This is a genomic window from Caulobacter sp. GW822-FHT07D08 (genome assembly GCF_058798735.1).
The window spans coordinates 839,734-854,613 of the sequence record NZ_JBXAKU010000001.1 but is presented as its reverse complement, the minus strand read 5'-3'; the positions used below and the strand labels follow the sequence as shown (position 1 = coordinate 854,613).

At 67.9% G+C, this 14,880-nt stretch carries 13 protein-coding genes; 3 read left to right on the top strand and 10 right to left on the bottom strand.

Annotated elements, in window-relative coordinates; all coding sequences use genetic code 11:
• Window positions 1-196: 196 nt before the first annotated feature.
• From AC1RJ9_RS03865 to ligA, 3 genes are all read right to left on the bottom strand, one after another.
• Window positions 197-613 (bottom strand): DUF2147 domain-containing protein, encoded by a 417-nt coding sequence (locus AC1RJ9_RS03865; RefSeq protein ID WP_492834533.1) that lies wholly within the window; start codon window positions 611-613, stop codon window positions 197-199.
• A gap of 124 nt (window positions 614-737) precedes the next feature.
• Window positions 738-1,352 (bottom strand): 3'-5' exonuclease, encoded by a 615-nt coding sequence (locus tag AC1RJ9_RS03860; RefSeq protein WP_492834535.1) that lies wholly within the window; start codon window positions 1,350-1,352, stop codon window positions 738-740.
• Complete coding sequence (gene ligA / locus AC1RJ9_RS03855; RefSeq protein ID WP_492834537.1) at window positions 1,349-3,700, bottom strand: NAD-dependent DNA ligase LigA; 2,352 nt, start codon at window positions 3,698-3,700, stop codon at window positions 1,349-1,351. The genes AC1RJ9_RS03860 and ligA overlap by 4 nt, the downstream gene beginning before the upstream one ends.
• A 133-nt stretch (window positions 3,701-3,833) precedes the next feature.
• Between ligA and AC1RJ9_RS03850 the strand changes: the two genes are divergently transcribed.
• Window positions 3,834-4,949 carry an acyltransferase family protein gene (locus AC1RJ9_RS03850; protein ID WP_492834539.1) on the top strand — a complete coding sequence of 372 codons (1,116 nt, stop codon included), beginning with the start codon at window positions 3,834-3,836 and terminating at the stop codon, window positions 4,947-4,949.
• Window positions 4,950-5,057: 108 nt separating this feature from the next.
• On the opposite strand, the gene recN is transcribed toward AC1RJ9_RS03850, so the two are convergent.
• From recN to lpxC, 3 genes are all read right to left on the bottom strand, one after another.
• Window positions 5,058-6,755: a DNA repair protein RecN gene (recN, locus tag AC1RJ9_RS03845; protein WP_492834541.1), complete on the bottom strand. Its 1,698-nt coding sequence runs from the start codon at window positions 6,753-6,755 to the stop codon at window positions 5,058-5,060.
• An 83-nt stretch (window positions 6,756-6,838) separates the two neighbouring features.
• Window positions 6,839-7,768 (bottom strand): outer membrane protein assembly factor BamD, encoded by a 930-nt coding sequence (locus tag AC1RJ9_RS03840; RefSeq protein WP_492834543.1) that lies wholly within the window; start codon window positions 7,766-7,768, stop codon window positions 6,839-6,841.
• A gap of 99 nt (window positions 7,769-7,867) precedes the next feature.
• The gene (gene lpxC, locus AC1RJ9_RS03835) at window positions 7,868-8,764 is read right to left on the bottom strand and encodes a UDP-3-O-acyl-N-acetylglucosamine deacetylase (protein ID WP_492834545.1); all 897 of its coding nucleotides are present in this window, start codon (window positions 8,762-8,764) and stop codon (window positions 7,868-7,870) included.
• Window positions 8,765-9,049: 285 nt separating this feature from the next.
• Here lpxC and AC1RJ9_RS03830 point away from each other — a divergent pair, with 285 nt between their 5' ends.
• Window positions 9,050-11,155: a S9 family peptidase gene (locus AC1RJ9_RS03830; protein ID WP_492834547.1), complete on the top strand. Its 2,106-nt coding sequence runs from the start codon at window positions 9,050-9,052 to the stop codon at window positions 11,153-11,155.
• Between the two features lie 190 nt (window positions 11,156-11,345).
• Here AC1RJ9_RS03830 and AC1RJ9_RS03825 read toward each other — a convergent pair whose 3' ends face one another.
• Both AC1RJ9_RS03825 and AC1RJ9_RS03820 read right to left on the bottom strand, forming a co-directional pair.
• Entirely contained in the window at window positions 11,346-12,059 is a 714-nt protein-coding gene (locus AC1RJ9_RS03825; RefSeq protein ID WP_492834549.1) for a squalene/phytoene synthase family protein, read from the bottom strand.
• Between the two features lie 67 nt (window positions 12,060-12,126).
• On the bottom strand, window positions 12,127-12,741 hold the full coding sequence (locus AC1RJ9_RS03820; RefSeq protein ID WP_492834551.1) for a urate hydroxylase PuuD: 615 nt from the start codon (window positions 12,739-12,741) through the stop codon (window positions 12,127-12,129).
• Between the two features lie 130 nt (window positions 12,742-12,871).
• Between AC1RJ9_RS03820 and AC1RJ9_RS03815 the strand changes: the two genes are divergently transcribed.
• Complete coding sequence (locus AC1RJ9_RS03815) at window positions 12,872-13,579, top strand: hypothetical protein (protein ID WP_492834553.1); 708 nt, start codon at window positions 12,872-12,874, stop codon at window positions 13,577-13,579.
• Here AC1RJ9_RS03815 and AC1RJ9_RS03810 read toward each other — a convergent pair.
• Both AC1RJ9_RS03810 and secF read right to left on the bottom strand, forming a co-directional pair.
• Window positions 13,576-13,929 carry an Mth938-like domain-containing protein gene (locus tag AC1RJ9_RS03810; RefSeq protein ID WP_492834555.1) on the bottom strand — a complete coding sequence of 118 codons (354 nt, stop codon included), beginning with the start codon at window positions 13,927-13,929 and terminating at the stop codon, window positions 13,576-13,578. The genes AC1RJ9_RS03815 and AC1RJ9_RS03810 overlap by 4 nt on opposite strands.
• On the bottom strand, window positions 13,929-14,876 hold the full coding sequence (gene secF / locus AC1RJ9_RS03805) for a protein translocase subunit SecF (protein ID WP_492834557.1): 948 nt from the start codon (window positions 14,874-14,876) through the stop codon (window positions 13,929-13,931). The genes AC1RJ9_RS03810 and secF overlap by 1 nt, the downstream gene beginning before the upstream one ends.
• Between the last annotated feature and the right edge of the window lie 4 nt (window positions 14,877-14,880).

The following is a 14,880-nucleotide window of genomic DNA, read 5'->3' as shown; positions in this document are numbered from 1 at the left end:
GCGCCGACAACTATCTCGCCGGCGTCAAACTCGCCTCAGTACGCATTTGGCTGCGATTTAATGAGTCCGTGGCCTAGGGCGGCGCTGCCCCCTCCGGCCCTGTGGGCCACCTCCCCCATGAAGGGGGAGGAGTACCTAGGCGTGCTCCCCCTTCATGGGGGAGCTGTCGCGAAGCGACTGAGGGGGCTTCTCGGCCCTACTTCAACCGCGTCCACCGCTGCGTCTTGCACAGCGGCGCGACGATGCAGCCCTTCAGCTTCAGCTCGTTGTCGCTGAGCAGTTCGACCGTGCCCGAATAGGTGCCGCCGTCGTCGGGATTATAGACCTTGCCGCCGGTCCACTTGGTCGGGCCGCCGGAGAAGTCGTACAGCATCTGCAGGTTCTTCAAAGGACGGCCGCGCTGGGACTCGTCCTTGTTCTTGGCGTCCTTCTGGGCCGGGTTGGCCTTGATGTGGTCGGACGTAATCAGCTTGCCGCACAGGCTGTTGCCGCAACGGGCGATCTCGACCTGGCCGCCGTTGGTCGGCGTCTGCCAGACCCCGGTGACGTCGGCCGCGAAGGCCGAACCGGCCGTAACAGTTAGGGCGGCGGCAAGCAGGATAGTGCGCAGCATTCGATACTCCCGATAGGTTCGCGCCTTCAAATGCGCGTTTGAACCCATTCGTTGCGTGATCCGCCCAGTCAGGACAAGGCCGAAGGCGAAAACGAGGCGGGAATTGCGTTTGCGGCGACGCGCCTCAGCCGTGAGCCCGGGGGCGGCGAGCGCTGACCGCCCCCTTGGGCGGCGTGTAGCCGTCGTGGTCTAGCCGGCCGAGGGTCATGCCCAGGCGGCCCGGAAGGTCGCGTACATGCGGCGCGCCGTTCAAGCTCGCCGCCGCCAGCGCCACCTGTCCGCAGGCATAGGCGTCGCCCGCCGCGTCGTGGTGCTTGAAGTCGACGCCCAGGTGGCCGCAGACCACGTTCAGCTTGTGCGACGACAGCTCCGGCCAGACGCCGCGCGCCACCTGCACCGTGCACAGATAGTCGAAGCCGGGCGCCCGCACCCCATAGTGCTCGCATGTCCGGCGGATCACACTGACGTCGAACGAAGCGTTGTGGGCCAACACCAGCGCGCCCTCTAGTTCGGGCCGCAGCCGCTCGAGAACCTCCGGCCACTCGTCGGCGTCCTCGACATGCTGAGGACCGATGCCGTGAAAAGCGATGTTGAACCGCGCGAAGCGATTGCCGGGCGGCCGGATATAATGGTGCTCGATCCGCGCCACCTGGCCGTCCTCGATCCAGGCCAGGCCGATCGAACACGGGCTCGCGCGCTGCTCATTGGCGGTCTCGAAGTCCAGCGCGATGACCTTCATTTGGTGACCATCTCCAGCCACTCGTCTTCAGTCATCACCTGGATGCCTAGGTCGGTCGCCGTCTTCAGTTTCGAGCCCGCGCCGGGACCGGCGACCACCAGATCGGTCTTCTTCGACACCGACGAGGCGACTTTCGCACCAAGGCTTTCTGCCTGGGCCTTGGCCTCGTCGCGGGTCATCTTCTCCAGCGAACCGGTGAAGACGATGGTCTTGCCGGCCACGGCCGTGTCGGTCTTGGGCTTGGCGACGGGCTGGATGTCCAACTCGGCGACGAGGTTGGCGACCTTGGCGCGGTTATGCTGCTCGGCGAAGAACCGGGCCAGCGACTGAGCCGCCACCGGACCGACGCCGTCGATGGCCGCCAGGTTCAGGTAGTCCTCGCCCGGCGCGCCCGAGGCTGCTGCGGCTAGGCCCTCGGCGAAAGCGTCCCAGGCGCCGTAGCGCTGGGCCAGGGCCGCGCGGGCGGGCTTGGTCAGCTTCGGAACCGCGTGGCCGATCTTGATCTCCAGGTCGTCGGTCTGCGGCCAGGGATCCGCCATCGGACCGCCCCTCCCCGCCTCGACCAGCGTGTCCAACGCCTTGGGCCCGACGCCGGGCGCGGTGGAAAGCTCCAGATAGGTCTCGCCCGGCAGGCCCTTGGCGGCGGCCTCGGCGGCGGCCTGCAGGTCCTCGAAGCGGTCGAAGTTGCGGGCCAGCACCGTCGAGGTCGTCTCGCCGATGTCGCGCGCGCCCAGGCCATAGATCATCCGGTCCATGCAGATCGTACGGCGCGCCTCGATGCCCTTGACCAGGTTGGCGACCGAGGTCTCGCCATAGCCCTCGCGTTCGCGCAGGGCCGAGAGCTTTTCCTCGTCCTTGGCCAGCTTGAAGATGTCGGCCGGCTCGGTAATCCAGCCCTCGTCGAAGAAGGCCTGAAGTTGCTTCTCGCCCAGGCCCTCGATGTCGAAGGCGCGCCGAGACGCGAAGTGGCGCAGGTGCTCGACCCGCTGGAACGGACAGGCGAACTCGCCGGTGCAGCGGCGCACCACCGATTCCTGGCCCGAAGCCGTGACCTCGCGGGCCAGCGGCGTCTTCAGCGGACACGGGCAGACGTGGGGGAATTCGTAAGGCGCCGGCGCCGGGTCGGGCCGCGCGTCCAGGGCCACCTCGACGATCTGCGGGATCACGTCGCCGGCCCGCTGGATCACCACGGTGTCGCCGAGGCGGACGTCCAGGCGGGCGATCTCGTCGGCGTTGTGCAGGGTGGCGTTGGTCACAGAGACGCCGCCGACCGTCACCGGCTTCAGCCGCGCCACCGGCGTGATCGCCCCGGTGCGGCCGACCTGCAGGTCGATGGCTTCCAGGATCGTGCGGGCCCGCTGGGCCGGAAACTTGCGGGCGATGGCCCAACGCGGCGAGCGCGAGACGAAACCCAGGCGGCGTTGCTGCTCCAGGTCGTCGACCTTGTAGACGACCCCGTCGATGTCGAAGCCCAGCGTGGGCCGCAGGGCCTCGAACTGGGCGTAGACGTCCAGCAGGCCCTGGGCGTTCTCGACCCGCCTGGCTGGCGGGGCCGTGGTGACGAAACCCCACTCGGCGAGCATCGAAAGCGCGCCCCACTGGCTGTCGGCGAACGGCTCGGACACCAGGCCCCAGGCATAGCCGAAGAATCGCAGCGGCCGCTGGGCGCTGATCTTCGGATCGATCTGGCGCAGCGAGCCGGCGGCGAAGTTGCGCGGATTGGCGTAGGTGCGCTGACCAGCTTCTTCGGCGGCCTGATTGAAGGCTGCGAAGGCCTCCAGCTCGACATAGACCTCGCCGCGCACCTCGATCACGTCGGGCCAGCCCGAGCCCTTCAGGCGGTGGGGGATGTCGGCGATGGTGCGCAGGTTGGCGGTGACGTCCTCGCCCACCCGGCCATCGCCGCGCGTCGCGCCCTGGACCAGCACGCCCTTCTCGTAGCGCAGCGAAGCCGACAGGCCGTCGATCTTGGGCTCGGCCGTATAGGCGACCGTGTCGGAGGGCGTGAGACGCAGGAACCGCCGGATCCGGGCGTCGAACTCGATCGCCTCGTCGTTGGAAAAGGCGTTGTCGAGGCTGAGCATCGGCACGCCGTGCTCGACCGGGGCGAATTGCTCGGCCCGCGCCGCGCCAACCCGCATGGATGGGGAATTGTCGCGAACCAGGTGCGGAAAGCGGGTCTCGATGTCGAGGTTGCGGCGCTTGAGGGCGTCGTACTCGGCGTCGCTGATCGTGGGCGCGTCCTTCTGGTGATACGCGATGTCGTGCGCGGTCAGCTGGTCGGCCAGGCGCTCCAGTTCCTCGACGGCCTGGGCTTCGGTGAGGTCGGCGACGGGGATGAGGGACACAGCGGCGAATCCGAAAGACGGGAAGTCCCGGCAGGTTAGCAACGCCGTCCTGACGGGGGGAGTCAGCGATGTGGTCGCCTGTCAGGGGAAAATTGGCCCGTCCCTTGCGCCGCAAGGCTTGAAGGAGCCTTCGATGTTCAAAGCCGGCACAAATAATGCTCTGCCCGTCCTGTCGCGGGACGGTCCGCTGGACGCCCTGCGGTTCCTGGCGGCGCTGTTCATCGTGCTCTACCACGTGGCCGAGCGGGCCCCGGTGTCGCTGTTCAGCCTGTCGCCGGCCTTCGGGCGCGGCTATCTGGCGACGGATTTCTTCCTGATGTTGTCCGGCTATGTGCTGGCCCGGGCCTATGGCCCCCGCGTTGAAAGCGTCGACGTCGACACCCTGACCTTCCTGAAGCGGCGCGTGCAGCGCATCTGGCCGCCGCATCTGGTGATGCTGGCTCTGTTCGTCGCGTTCTTCGTTGGAACCTCGGCGATCGGCCTGGCGCCGCAGAACCCGCAGTGGTTCCAGTGGGACCAGCTGCTGCCGCAGGTCTTCCTGGTCCAGGCCTGGTTCGTGCCAGGGAGCTCGGGCTGGAACACCCCGACCTGGACCCTGTCGGCCCTGATCGTGGCCTACGCTCTGTTCCCGATGGTCTGGCGGCGGGTGGCGGCGACGCAGCGGCCGCTGGCGCTCTTGATCCTGGGCGTCTGCGCCTACGTCGCCATCGACCAGGCCGCGCTGATGGTCTTCGGCATCCCCGGCTACCAGCTGCCGCTGCGCTTCGGCCTGATCCGGGGCGTCCCCCTGTTCATGATCGGCCTGCTGGTCGCCCGCCTGCCGGTGACGACCCTGGCGCGCCGACAGGCCCTGCCGCTGGCCGTGGCGACCCTGGCGGCCGCGGTCGGTATCCAGGCCCTGGGCCGGGTCGACTATTTCAGCCTGGCCCTGCTGGGCTTCCTGATCTACGCGGCCGGCGCCTCCAAGCCCCGCGCCTGGCGCTGGGCCGGCGCGGCCGGGAAGCTGTCGTTCTCGCTGTTTCTGACCAACACCCTGACGGCGGCCATGTGGTTCGGCGTCGCGCGGATGGTCGAGAGCAAGCTTGGCCTACCCTCGGCGGCGGCCTGGGCGCTGTGGGCGTTGGCGATCCCGGCGACGATCGTCGTGGCGTGGCTGTTCGAGCGGATGGTCGACGCGCCGTTGCAGCGGTGGATGAAGGGGCGGTCGGCCGCCCAGCGCGTTCCGACCAACGCCCCGGCGACCGCCTAGAGCCTGTCCGCTTCTGATGGAAACATCAGAAGCGGATAAACAGGCTCCATTTCAAGCATTTGGAGCGTGGCAGGCGCCGAAGCCGCTCACATTTTCGGCTGCCACGCTCTAGGCCATCAAGGCCCGCGCCGCCGCGCGCGCGGCTTCCGTCACCTCGGCGCCTGACAGCATCCGCGCGATCTCTTCCTCGCGCTCGGCCGGGCTGAGCGGTTCGACCTTGGTGCGGGTCGAGGTGTCGTCGCCCGACTTCGAGATCCGCCAGTGGGCGTCGCCCCGCGCGGCGACCTGGGCCGAGTGGGTGACGACCAGAACCTGGGCGTTCGAGGCCAGGCGCTTCAGGCGCAGGCCCACCGCGTCGGCCACGGCCCCGCCGACGCCTTGGTCGACCTCGTCGAAAATCATCAGCGGCTGCGGACCGCCGCCGCGCCCCGCCAGCGCCGCCTTCAGGGCCAGGGCGAAGCGGGCCAGTTCGCCGCCCGAGGCGATGGCCTCCATCGGGCCGAACGGCGCGCCGGGATTTGTCGAGATCTCGAAGGCGATGCGGTCCAGGCCGGTCGGGCCAGCGCGATCCTCGGCCAGGGGCTCGACAGCGACGCGGAACCTGGCCTTTTCCAGCTTCAGCGGGGCCAGTTCGGCCTCGACGGCCTTGGCCAGGGCGTCGCCGGCGGCGCGGCGCTCGGTCGACAGCGCCTCGGCGGCGTAGAGATAGGCCTCGCGGGCCTCGGCGGCTTCCTTGTCGGCGGCTTTCAGGGCCTCCTCGGAGGTCTCGATGGCCTGCAGCCGCGCGGCGAACTCGGCGCGCTTGGCCGGCAGGTCCTCGACCAGGACATTGAGCTTGCGGGCCATGCCGCGCAGGGCGAACAGGCGCTCTTCGGCCTTTTCCAGGCGATCGGGCTCGAACTCGAAACTCTCGGCCACCGAATCGATGGCGGCGCTGGCTTCCTGGGCCTCGACCAGAGCCCGGTCGACGGCCTCGCAGGCGGCGGATAGCCGGGTCATGGCCGCGCCGTCGGCCGGGGCGCCAGCCTGCAGGGCGCGCTCGCGGGCCCGCTCCAAGGCGCGATAGGCCTGGGCCAGCTTTCCGGACAAGGCGTCGCCGCCCAGGGCGTCCTGGGCCGAGGCGATGTCGATCATCGCCTTTTCGGCCGAGCTCAGCAGGGCCCGCTCCTCGGCCAAGGCCGCCTCCTCCCCTTCGCGGGGATCGAGACGGTCCAGTTCGGAGAGGCGCAGGGTCAGTTCCTCGGTCTCGGCGGCGGCGCGGCCGGCCAGGTCGCGCAGCGCGGCGGCCGCCTCGCGGGCGGCGCGCCAGGCGCTCCAGGCCGAGCCGACGGCGCCGACGCTGACCCCGCCAAAGACGTCCAGCAGGCCGCGGTGGGTCTTGGGATCCAGCAGACCGACGGTCTCGTGCTGGCCGTGAACCTCCAGCAGCAGCGCGCCGAGGTCCTTCAGCACGCCAACACTGGTGGCCTGGTCGTTGACGAAGGCGCGGCTGCGACCGTCGGGCGACAACTGCCGGCGCAGGACCAAATCCTCGTCACGGGCGTAGGCCAGGCCCTTGTCGTCCAGATAGGCGAAGGCCGGGTGGTCGGCCGGCAGGGCGAACATCGCCGTGGCCGAGGCGTGGCCGGCGGCCCCTCGGCGCACCAGCCCCGCGTCGGCGCGCGCGCCAGTGGCCAGGCCCAGGGCGTCGAGGATGATCGACTTCCCCGCCCCGGTCTCGCCGGTCAGCGCGGTCAGGCCCTCGCCGATGGCCAGGTCCAGGCTCTCGATGAGCACGACGTCACGGATGGAGAGGCCGATCAGCATGATGCGCAAGATCGCCGGGAATCAGGATTTTTCAAAGCGCAAAGGTAGAACGAAACAGGACCAGGCATCCGATCCCGTCGCTTCTACATGCCCAGGACGCCCATCAGGCCCTTCCTGGACTTCTTTTCGCCCGGAGGCGCCAGGGTCGTGTCCTTGTCCTTCGACAGGACGCGCTCCAGGACGTTGCGCTTGGCGCCGGCCTTCAGCGGCTCGACGGCGGGACGCAGGCCATTGTCGTTGAGTAGCTTGTAGGCGTCGGCGTACCAGCGGTCGCCCGGGAAGTTGTAGCCCAGAACCGCGCCGTTGCGCTTGGCTTCCTCGGTCAGGCCGATGGTCAGATAGGCCTCGACCAGACGATAGAGCGCTTCAGGCGTGTGCGAGGTGGTCTGGTGCTTCTCGATGACGGTCTTGAAGCGGCCGATGGCGGCCAGGGTCTGGCCCTGCTTCAGGTAATAGCGACCGATGGCCATTTCCTTGCCGGCCAGCTGGTCGTTGACCATGTCGATCTTCAGGCGGGCGTCCTGGGCGTACTCGGTGGTCGGGTAGCGCTGGACGACGTCGCGCAGCGCGGCCAGGGCCTGCTCGGTGGCGGCCTGGTCGCGGTTCACGTCGACGATCTGCTCGAAATAGCAGATGGCCTTCAGATAGTAGGCGTACTGGGCCGACGGGTTGCCGGGGTACAGCGAGATGAAGCGGTCCGAGTCGCCGATGGCGTCGGCGTACTGGTTGCCCATGTAGTGGGCGTAGCCGGTCATCAGAATCGAGCGGCGCGACCATTCCGAATAAGGGTGCTGGCGCTCGACCTCGCGGAAATAGTCGACGGCTTCGTTCCAGTTGCCACGGTCCAGGCGGTTGGCGCCCGTGGAATACAGCAGCTCGACCGGGCGCTCTTCGTAGGCGAGGGTCGGCTTCTTGGACTTGCCCGCGCAGCCCGCCACCGACACGGCGACCAGCATTGCGGCGATCGTGACGGCCGAACGTCCCTTGAAATTACGAAGCACGGAGTCTCTCACCCTCGAAGCAAACGTGCGCCCCAGCGCCGTGCAAGGCTTCTACACCACGCCGTCGAAGGCGCAAATGCGAACGCCGAGCCCGACTCCCGGAGACGCTATCTAGACCGCTTCAGCCAGTTCCGACGCGAGGGCGCGTAGGCGCCAGGCGCGCGGCTGGGCCATCAATGCCCGAACCACGGCGTTATTGAGGCCGTGACCGGCCAGAACGCCTTCGAAGCGGCCCACAAGCGGCTTGCCCAGCACATAGAGATCGCCGATGGCGTCCAGCGCCTTGTGGCGAACGAACTCGTCCGGACGGCGCAGGCCTTCCGGGTTCAACACGCGATCGCCGTCGATGACCACGGCGTTCTCCATCGAGCCGCCCCGAGCCAGGCCGATGGCGCGCAGGGCCTCGACATCGCGGACGAAGCCGAAGGTGCGACAGTCGGAGAGCTCGGCGCGGAACGAGTCTTCGTCGACGACCAGATCCACGGCCTGACGGCCGATGGCCCGCGAGCCGAAGGCGATCTCGAAGGCGACCTCGAAACGGTCCGACGGCAACAGGCTGGCGCGCTTGTCGCCCTCCTCCACCGTGATCGGGGCCAGGATCTCGATGTACTGGCGGACGGCTTCCTGCTTGCGGCGGCCGGCGCGGTCCAGGATCTGGACGAAGGGCTCGGAGGAGCCATCCATGATCGGCACTTCCGGACCGTCCAGCTCGACGACGCAGTTGTCGATCGACAGGGCCGCCAGAGCCGCCATCAGGTGCTCGATGGTCGAGACGCGGACGTCGTCGCCATTGCCGATCACGGTGCCGAGCTGCGTCTGGCAGACCGCCTGGGCGGTCACGGGAACGCGGTTGTCGCGGTCCTGCACATCGGTCCGCACGAAGACGATCCCCGTGTCGGGGGCCGACGGACGCACCGAGACGCGCACGTGCGCGCCCGTGTGCAGGCCGATCCCCGCGAAGATCACCGGCCCTGCGACCGTGTGCTGAAAATAACCCGAAGCCGACACTAGAGACACCTTATCGTTCGACGGACGACTCTGCGGTCGTCCTTTCGCCCCGACTACCATCTAGGAAGGATGCTGCGTCGCGGCAAAGCAAAGTCTGTTTCGGATTGTTACGCGCTAAACGACTGACTTGATTACAGTTTTGTCACAGAAACGCAGGCGCGGAAACAGACCGTCGGTCGACGATCCGTGCTCGGGAATCTTGTACCGGGGTCCCCTATCCCCTCGGCGAAAGCAGGACTACGCTCCGCCGCCAAAGCGATAACCGTTTCCGGGAATTTCGGTTTCATGATCAAGAGCTTGCGTATCGTCGCCCCCATGGCCGCCTCCGCCGCGGTCCTCGCCATCGCCCTCGCCGGGGCGGCCCAAGCGCAGACGCCCGCCAAGCCGCACGTCTTCACCGCCAAGGACATGGCGAGCCTGGATCGCCTGTCGGATCCGCGCGTCTCGCCCGACGGCCGCTATGTGCTCTATTCGGTGCGGACCATGGACTATCCGGCCAACAAGGCCGCGATGTCGCTGTGGGTCGCCGACCTGAAGACCAGGATGGCCCCGCGTCGGCTGGCGATCTCGAACGGCGGCGCGTCGAGCGGCCGCTGGAGCGCCGACGGCAAGACCATCTACTTCTCGTCCAGCCGCGCCGGCGGGATCGAGCAGGTGTTCAAGACCGACGTCATGGGCGAGACCGCGACCCAGGTGACCGCGGCCCCGTTCGACGTCCAGGCCTTCAAGGTCGCCCCGGACGGCAAGACCATCGTCGTGGGCCTGGCCGTGTTCCCCGACTGCGCCGACTTCGCCTGCACCGAGGCCAGGCTGGCCGCCAAGACCGCGACCAAGGCCACGGGCGTGGTCTATGATCGCCTGTTCGTCCGCCACTGGGATACGTGGAACGACGGGACCAAGAACCACCTCTTCGCCTGGACGCTGGACGCCAACGGCGTGGCGGCCGGCCAACCGGTCGACCTGATGAAGGGCTTCGACGGCGACACGCCCACCAAGCCCTATGGCGACGACGCCGATTTCACGATCACGCCGGACAGCAAGGGGCTGGTGTTCTCGGCGAAGGTCGCGGGCAAGGATGAGGCCTGGACGACCAACTATGACGTCTGGAGCGCGCCGCTGGACGGCTCGGCCAGGGTCCAGAACCTCACGGCCGGCAACAAGGCCTGGGACGCCGCCCCGGTGTTCTCGCCCGACGGTAAGCAGGCCGCCTATCGCGCCATGAAGCGCCCCGGCTTCGAGGCTGATCGCTTCGCCATCATTGTGCGCGACATGGCCACCGGCCAGGAACGCGAACTGGCGCCCAACTGGGACCGCTCGGCCGACTCCATCGCCTGGAGCCCGGACGGCACGACGATCTACGCCACCGCCCTGGACGTCGGCCAAGGCAAGCTGTTCGCCATCGACGTGAAGAGCGACAAGGTCGTCGCGCTCACCGGCGACGGCCATGTCACCGGCTTCGATGTGGGCCCGGCGGGCATCGTCTACGCCTCGGACTCGCTGAAGAGTCCGTCGGAGCTGTTCCTGCTCGGGTCCAAGCGCCCGGTGGTGAGGGTGGCCAGCGTCTCCAGCGAAGCGCTCAGGGACGTAGCCTGGGGCGAGCCCGAACAGTTCAGCTTCAAGGGCTGGAACGACGAAACCGTGCATGGCTTCGTTCTGAGGCCAGCAAGCTTCGACCCGGCCAAGAAGTATCCCGTGGCCTTCCTGATTCACGGCGGTCCGCAGGGCTCATTCAGCAACAGCTGGTCCTATCGCTGGAACCCGCAGATCTACGCCAATGCCGGCTACGCCGTGGTGATGATCGATTTCCACGGCTCGACCGGCTACGGCCAGGCCTTCACCGACGCGATCAGCCAGCATTGGGGCGACCGCCCGCTGGAAGATCTGCAGAAGGGCTGGAGCGCGGCGCTGGGCAAGTACGCCTTCCTGGACGGCGACCGCGCCTGCGCCCTGGGCGCCTCGTACGGCGGCTACATGGTCAACTGGATCGCTGGCGCCTGGCCCCAGCCCTGGAAGTGCCTGGTCACCCACGACGGCGTCTTCGACACCCGCGCCATGGGCTACGCCACCGAGGAGCTATGGTTCACCGAGTGGGAGAACGGTGGAACGCCCTGGCAGCCCGGAACGACCTACGAGACCTTCAACCCCGCCCTGCACGTGGCCCAGTGGACCAAGCCGCAGCTGATCGTGCAGGGCCAACTGGACTATCGCATCCCCGTCGAACAGGGCCTGGGAGCCTTCACGGCCCTGCAGCGCAAGGGCGTGCCCAGCAAGCTGCTGTACTTCCCGAACGAGAACCACTGGGTGCTGAAGGCCCAGAACTCGGTGCAGTGGCACAAGGAAGTGCTGGACTGGCTGGACCAGTGGACGGGGAACATCCGGCCGGGGAAGTGACCGCGGTAGGCGGTCATCCCGGCCTTCGAGCCGGGATCCAGACATAAATCCCGTCTCCCCGGCGAAAGCCGGGGCCCAGATGCAAGAGCGACCGCGATCCCCGCTAGGTTCGCGGGCGTTTCTGCGTGCGCCTCCCAGTTCTACGATCTGGGCCCCGGCTTTCGCCGGGGAGACGGATGATGGGTTTGTGTCAGAGTTTTCCGGTGGCGACGGCCACCGTCAGTCGGGCCTTCTTTTCCAGCTCTCCCATCTCGCGCCCGGCCATATAGGCCCGCGCCAGGGCCGCGGGGGCCACGGCCGGGAACGCCGCCACCGGCAGCCCCCTCACCTCTCTGCGCGCCGCTTTAAGCTGGTCTTCGACCCGCCGCTTCATATCCGCCTGCGTCCAGTCCGCCGGCAGCCGGTCACGCCCCGCCTGCTTCAGCCGCCACAGCCCAGAAAGTCCCCAGGCCCGCGCCGCGCCCTTGACGGCGTGCGGGTCGGCGCTGGGATCCAGCCGCCGCGCGGCCAGCACCGCCAGGGCTCCGGCCGTAGCGTCGACATAGGCCAGCACCGCCGCCTCGTCCTTCAGCGGACCTTCGTCCAGGTCGGTGAAGCGCGCCTCGGCCAACGTCGCGAGCGCGTTCGGGTCGAACCTCGACGCGGCCAGGGCCTCGACATTGGGATGCTTGCGGGGCGGCTTGCCGGCGGCGATCTCTTCCATCGCCTCGCGCCACCAGGTGATGCGGATCTCGCCCATCAGGGCGTTGGAGACGCCGCCCGCCACCCGGGCCAGCTCGTAGTTCAGGCCGAAGAGCGCGATGACGTCGGCCCGCGCGGCCAGGTCGCCGATGAACCGGCTGGCCAGCCAGCGGTCGGGATCGACGCGGCGGACGAGGTCGTCGAGGGTTTCGGTGTCGGCCATGGTCTCAAGACGAAGAAGGGCCCGCCGAACTGGCGGGCCCTCCCCTTACAGCGTGTCGCGTCGGGCGTCAGCCGAAGACGGTCTGGTTCATCGCCATGGTCGCCAGCATCGGCAGGCTAAGCAGGGTGTTGGTGCGCGAGAACAGCATGGCCAGCTTGGCCGCCTTCGCCTTGGCGTCCGCGTCGGCCTCGACCATGCCCAGCGCGATCTTCTGGTTCGGCCAGATGAAGACCCAGACGTTGAAGAACATCACCGTGCCCAGCCACATGCCGGTGCCGATGAAGGTGTACTGCATGTCCACGCCGGGCGTGTAGCCGCCGGCCAGGCCCAGGCTCGCCGCTTCCAGCAGGTAGCCGCGGCTGAAAGCCAGGATCACGCCCATCACCCAGGTGAACAGCGCCGCCCAGCGGAACCAGAACAGGGCTTCGGGCGCGATGTACTTGCTGACCGCCGGCTTCAGCTCGGCCGGGATCTGCGGCATCACGCGGATCTGCACGAAGTTGAAGTAGTAGAGCAGTCCGATCCACAGGATGCCGAACAGCACGTGCAGCCAGCGGAAAACGGCCTGCAGGAAGATCGCGCCATGCCCGTCGGGGCCGTGCGCGTAGCCGATCACGATCACCAGGGCCAGCACGAAGCTGACGATCATGGTGTTGCGGAAGTTGGAAAGCAGCCCGGACATCGTTTCCCCCAAGTCCTTCTGAAAGCTTGGCCCGGACCATAGGACCGTTTTCGGGAGTCGGCAAAGTCGCCGCTAGGACGCCGTTAAGGCGAATGCCGTAACCTCAAGTTGCGCCAAAGCGAGATCCGCCATGCAAGTGTCGTCCGTCGCCCAGCCCCTCTCCCCGCCGCCCGCCAGCGGTGGCGGCGTCGTCGCCGTGGTTCTGCGCCAGTCCGCGATCCTAGCCGACGGCTCCGGCGCCTCGGATGACCAGAAGATCGACGCCTATGTCGCCATCGGCAAGGCGCTGTACACCTCGGACCAAGGTCGGGCCGACTGGTTCAAGTCCAGCACCCAGGCCGATCGCGACGCGCTGAACGCCGCCTGGAACAACTCGACCATAGCCAAGCAAATCCGCCAGGCCGCCGATGACTTCAACGCCCGGGGTATGCGCACGCCGCGCGAAGGCAATGTGATGGCCGACCAGATCGTCGCCCTGAACCGGATGTCGCCCCAGCAGCAGAAGATGATCTTCGCCGGGACGGCCAGCCTTGAGCGGACCGGGACCCTGGAGAGCTGGAAGGCCTTCCTCCAAACCAATGCCGATGGACGCGAGCAGCAACTGGCGGAGGAGAAGGCTGAAAAGGCCGAGAAGACCGGCAAGGACGCGGCCGTGCAGGTCTCGTTGTCGGACGACGCCAAGGCCGCCCTGGACACCCTGACCGACGAGAACCGCGTCGGCGGCGTCGCCGAGGCGGCCCTGGGCATGCTGCGAAAGGCGGCCGAGGAACGCGCCGAAGCCAAGGCGAAGAAGGATCGCGCCGAAGAACCCGGCGCGACCGTCGACCAGACAGCCTAGACCGCGATCAGCGCAGCCGCCAGCCTGCGGCCTTCGCTGGCCAGGACGTTATACGTCCGAGCCGCCGCTTCGGTGCTCATGAACTCGAGGCCCACGCCCGCCGCCTTCAGGGCGTCGCGGACCGCGCGCGGCGGCAGGCCGTTGTTGAGGCCCGTGCCCAGCAAAACGAACTCCACCGCCCCGCCGGCGGCGAACACCTCGGCGAAGGCCTCGGGGGTCAGCTCGGCCAGGGACGTGGCGGACCAGTCGCGGGGCTGATCGTCGAGGATCAGCAGCGAGCCGGACCGCCAGTCGCCGGAGACCCGGAAGCCGCCGCCGCCCCAGGCATCGATGGACGGCGGCTGACGCATCAGGGGCGCGAGGCCGCGCCGAGCTTGATCGGCGTGGCTTCCTCGTCGTTCCGCTTGACGCCCCAGATCAGGATCATCGGCAGGGCGATATAGATCGACGAATAGGTGCCGATGATGATCCCGAAGATCATCGTGAACACCAGCGGGAACAGGACCGGCCCGCCGAAGATCATCGTGCCGCCCAGGGCCAGCAGGGCCGTGGTGCCGGTGATGATCGTCCGCGACAGACGCTCGTTTTCCGACAGGTCGATGATGTCGCGCAGCGGGGTGGTCTTGTACTTGCGCAGGTTCTCTTTCAGTCGGTCGAAGGTGATGACCTTCTCGTTCATCGAATAGCCGATGACCGTCAGCAGGGCCGCGATCTCGGTCATCGAGAACTCGATGCGCATGACCGACAGCAGGCCCAGGGTCAGAACGATGTCGTGGATCACGGCCACGACCGCGCCCGTGCCGTACGACAGGCCGAAGCGGAACCAGATGTAGCCCAGGGTCAGCAGCAGGGCCACGCCCAGGGCCTTGAAGCCCGAGAGCAGCAGCTCGCCCGAGACCTTGGCGCCCACTTCCGAACGGCTGGTCACCTTCAGGTCGGGGAAGCGCTTCACCAGTTCGGTTTCGACGTGCTTGGACGCGTCGCTGGGCTTTTCGCCCTTGGCCGGCAGGAACTTGACCATGGCCGAGTTCGGCGAACCGAAGCCCTGCACCTGGCCGTCATGGGCGCCGATCTGGTCCAGCGTCGTGCGCAGCTCGGCCAAGGGAGCCGGGCGCGACATCTGCACTTCCAGGGCGACGCCGCCCTTGAAGTCGATACCCAGGTTCAGGCCCTGGAAGACCAGCAGGCCGATCGAGGCGGCGATCAGGACCGCCGAGATGACGGCCGCGACCGGGGCCCAGCGCACGAACCGATAGTGGGTCGAACGCGGGATGTAGCGAATGAGTGGCCAACGCATGGTC

What these genes read in the sequence shown, in the direction of transcription:
- AC1RJ9_RS03830 (WP_492834547.1), top strand. Translation starts at nt 9,050, where the DNA reads ATGATCAAGAGCTTGCGTATCGTCGCCCCCATGGCCGCCTCCGCCGCG.
- AC1RJ9_RS03865 (WP_492834533.1), bottom strand. Translation starts at nt 613, where the DNA reads ATGCTGCGCACTATCCTGCTTGCCGCCGCCCTAACTGTTACGGCCGGT.
- AC1RJ9_RS03815 (WP_492834553.1), top strand. Translation starts at nt 12,872, where the DNA reads ATGCAAGTGTCGTCCGTCGCCCAGCCCCTCTCCCCGCCGCCCGCCAGC.
- AC1RJ9_RS03825 (WP_492834549.1), bottom strand. Translation starts at nt 12,059, where the DNA reads ATGGCCGACACCGAAACCCTCGACGACCTCGTCCGCCGCGTCGATCCC.
- recN (WP_492834541.1), bottom strand. Translation starts at nt 6,755, where the DNA reads ATGCTGATCGGCCTCTCCATCCGTGACGTCGTGCTCATCGAGAGCCTG.
- AC1RJ9_RS03820 (WP_492834551.1), bottom strand. Translation starts at nt 12,741, where the DNA reads ATGTCCGGGCTGCTTTCCAACTTCCGCAACACCATGATCGTCAGCTTC.
- AC1RJ9_RS03860 (WP_492834535.1), bottom strand. Translation starts at nt 1,352, where the DNA reads ATGAAGGTCATCGCGCTGGACTTCGAGACCGCCAATGAGCAGCGCGCG.
- secF (WP_492834557.1), bottom strand. Translation starts at nt 14,876, where the DNA reads ATGCGTTGGCCACTCATTCGCTACATCCCGCGTTCGACCCACTATCGG.
- AC1RJ9_RS03850 (WP_492834539.1), top strand. Translation starts at nt 3,834, where the DNA reads ATGTTCAAAGCCGGCACAAATAATGCTCTGCCCGTCCTGTCGCGGGAC.
- AC1RJ9_RS03810 (WP_492834555.1), bottom strand. Translation starts at nt 13,929, where the DNA reads ATGCGTCAGCCGCCGTCCATCGATGCCTGGGGCGGCGGCGGCTTCCGG.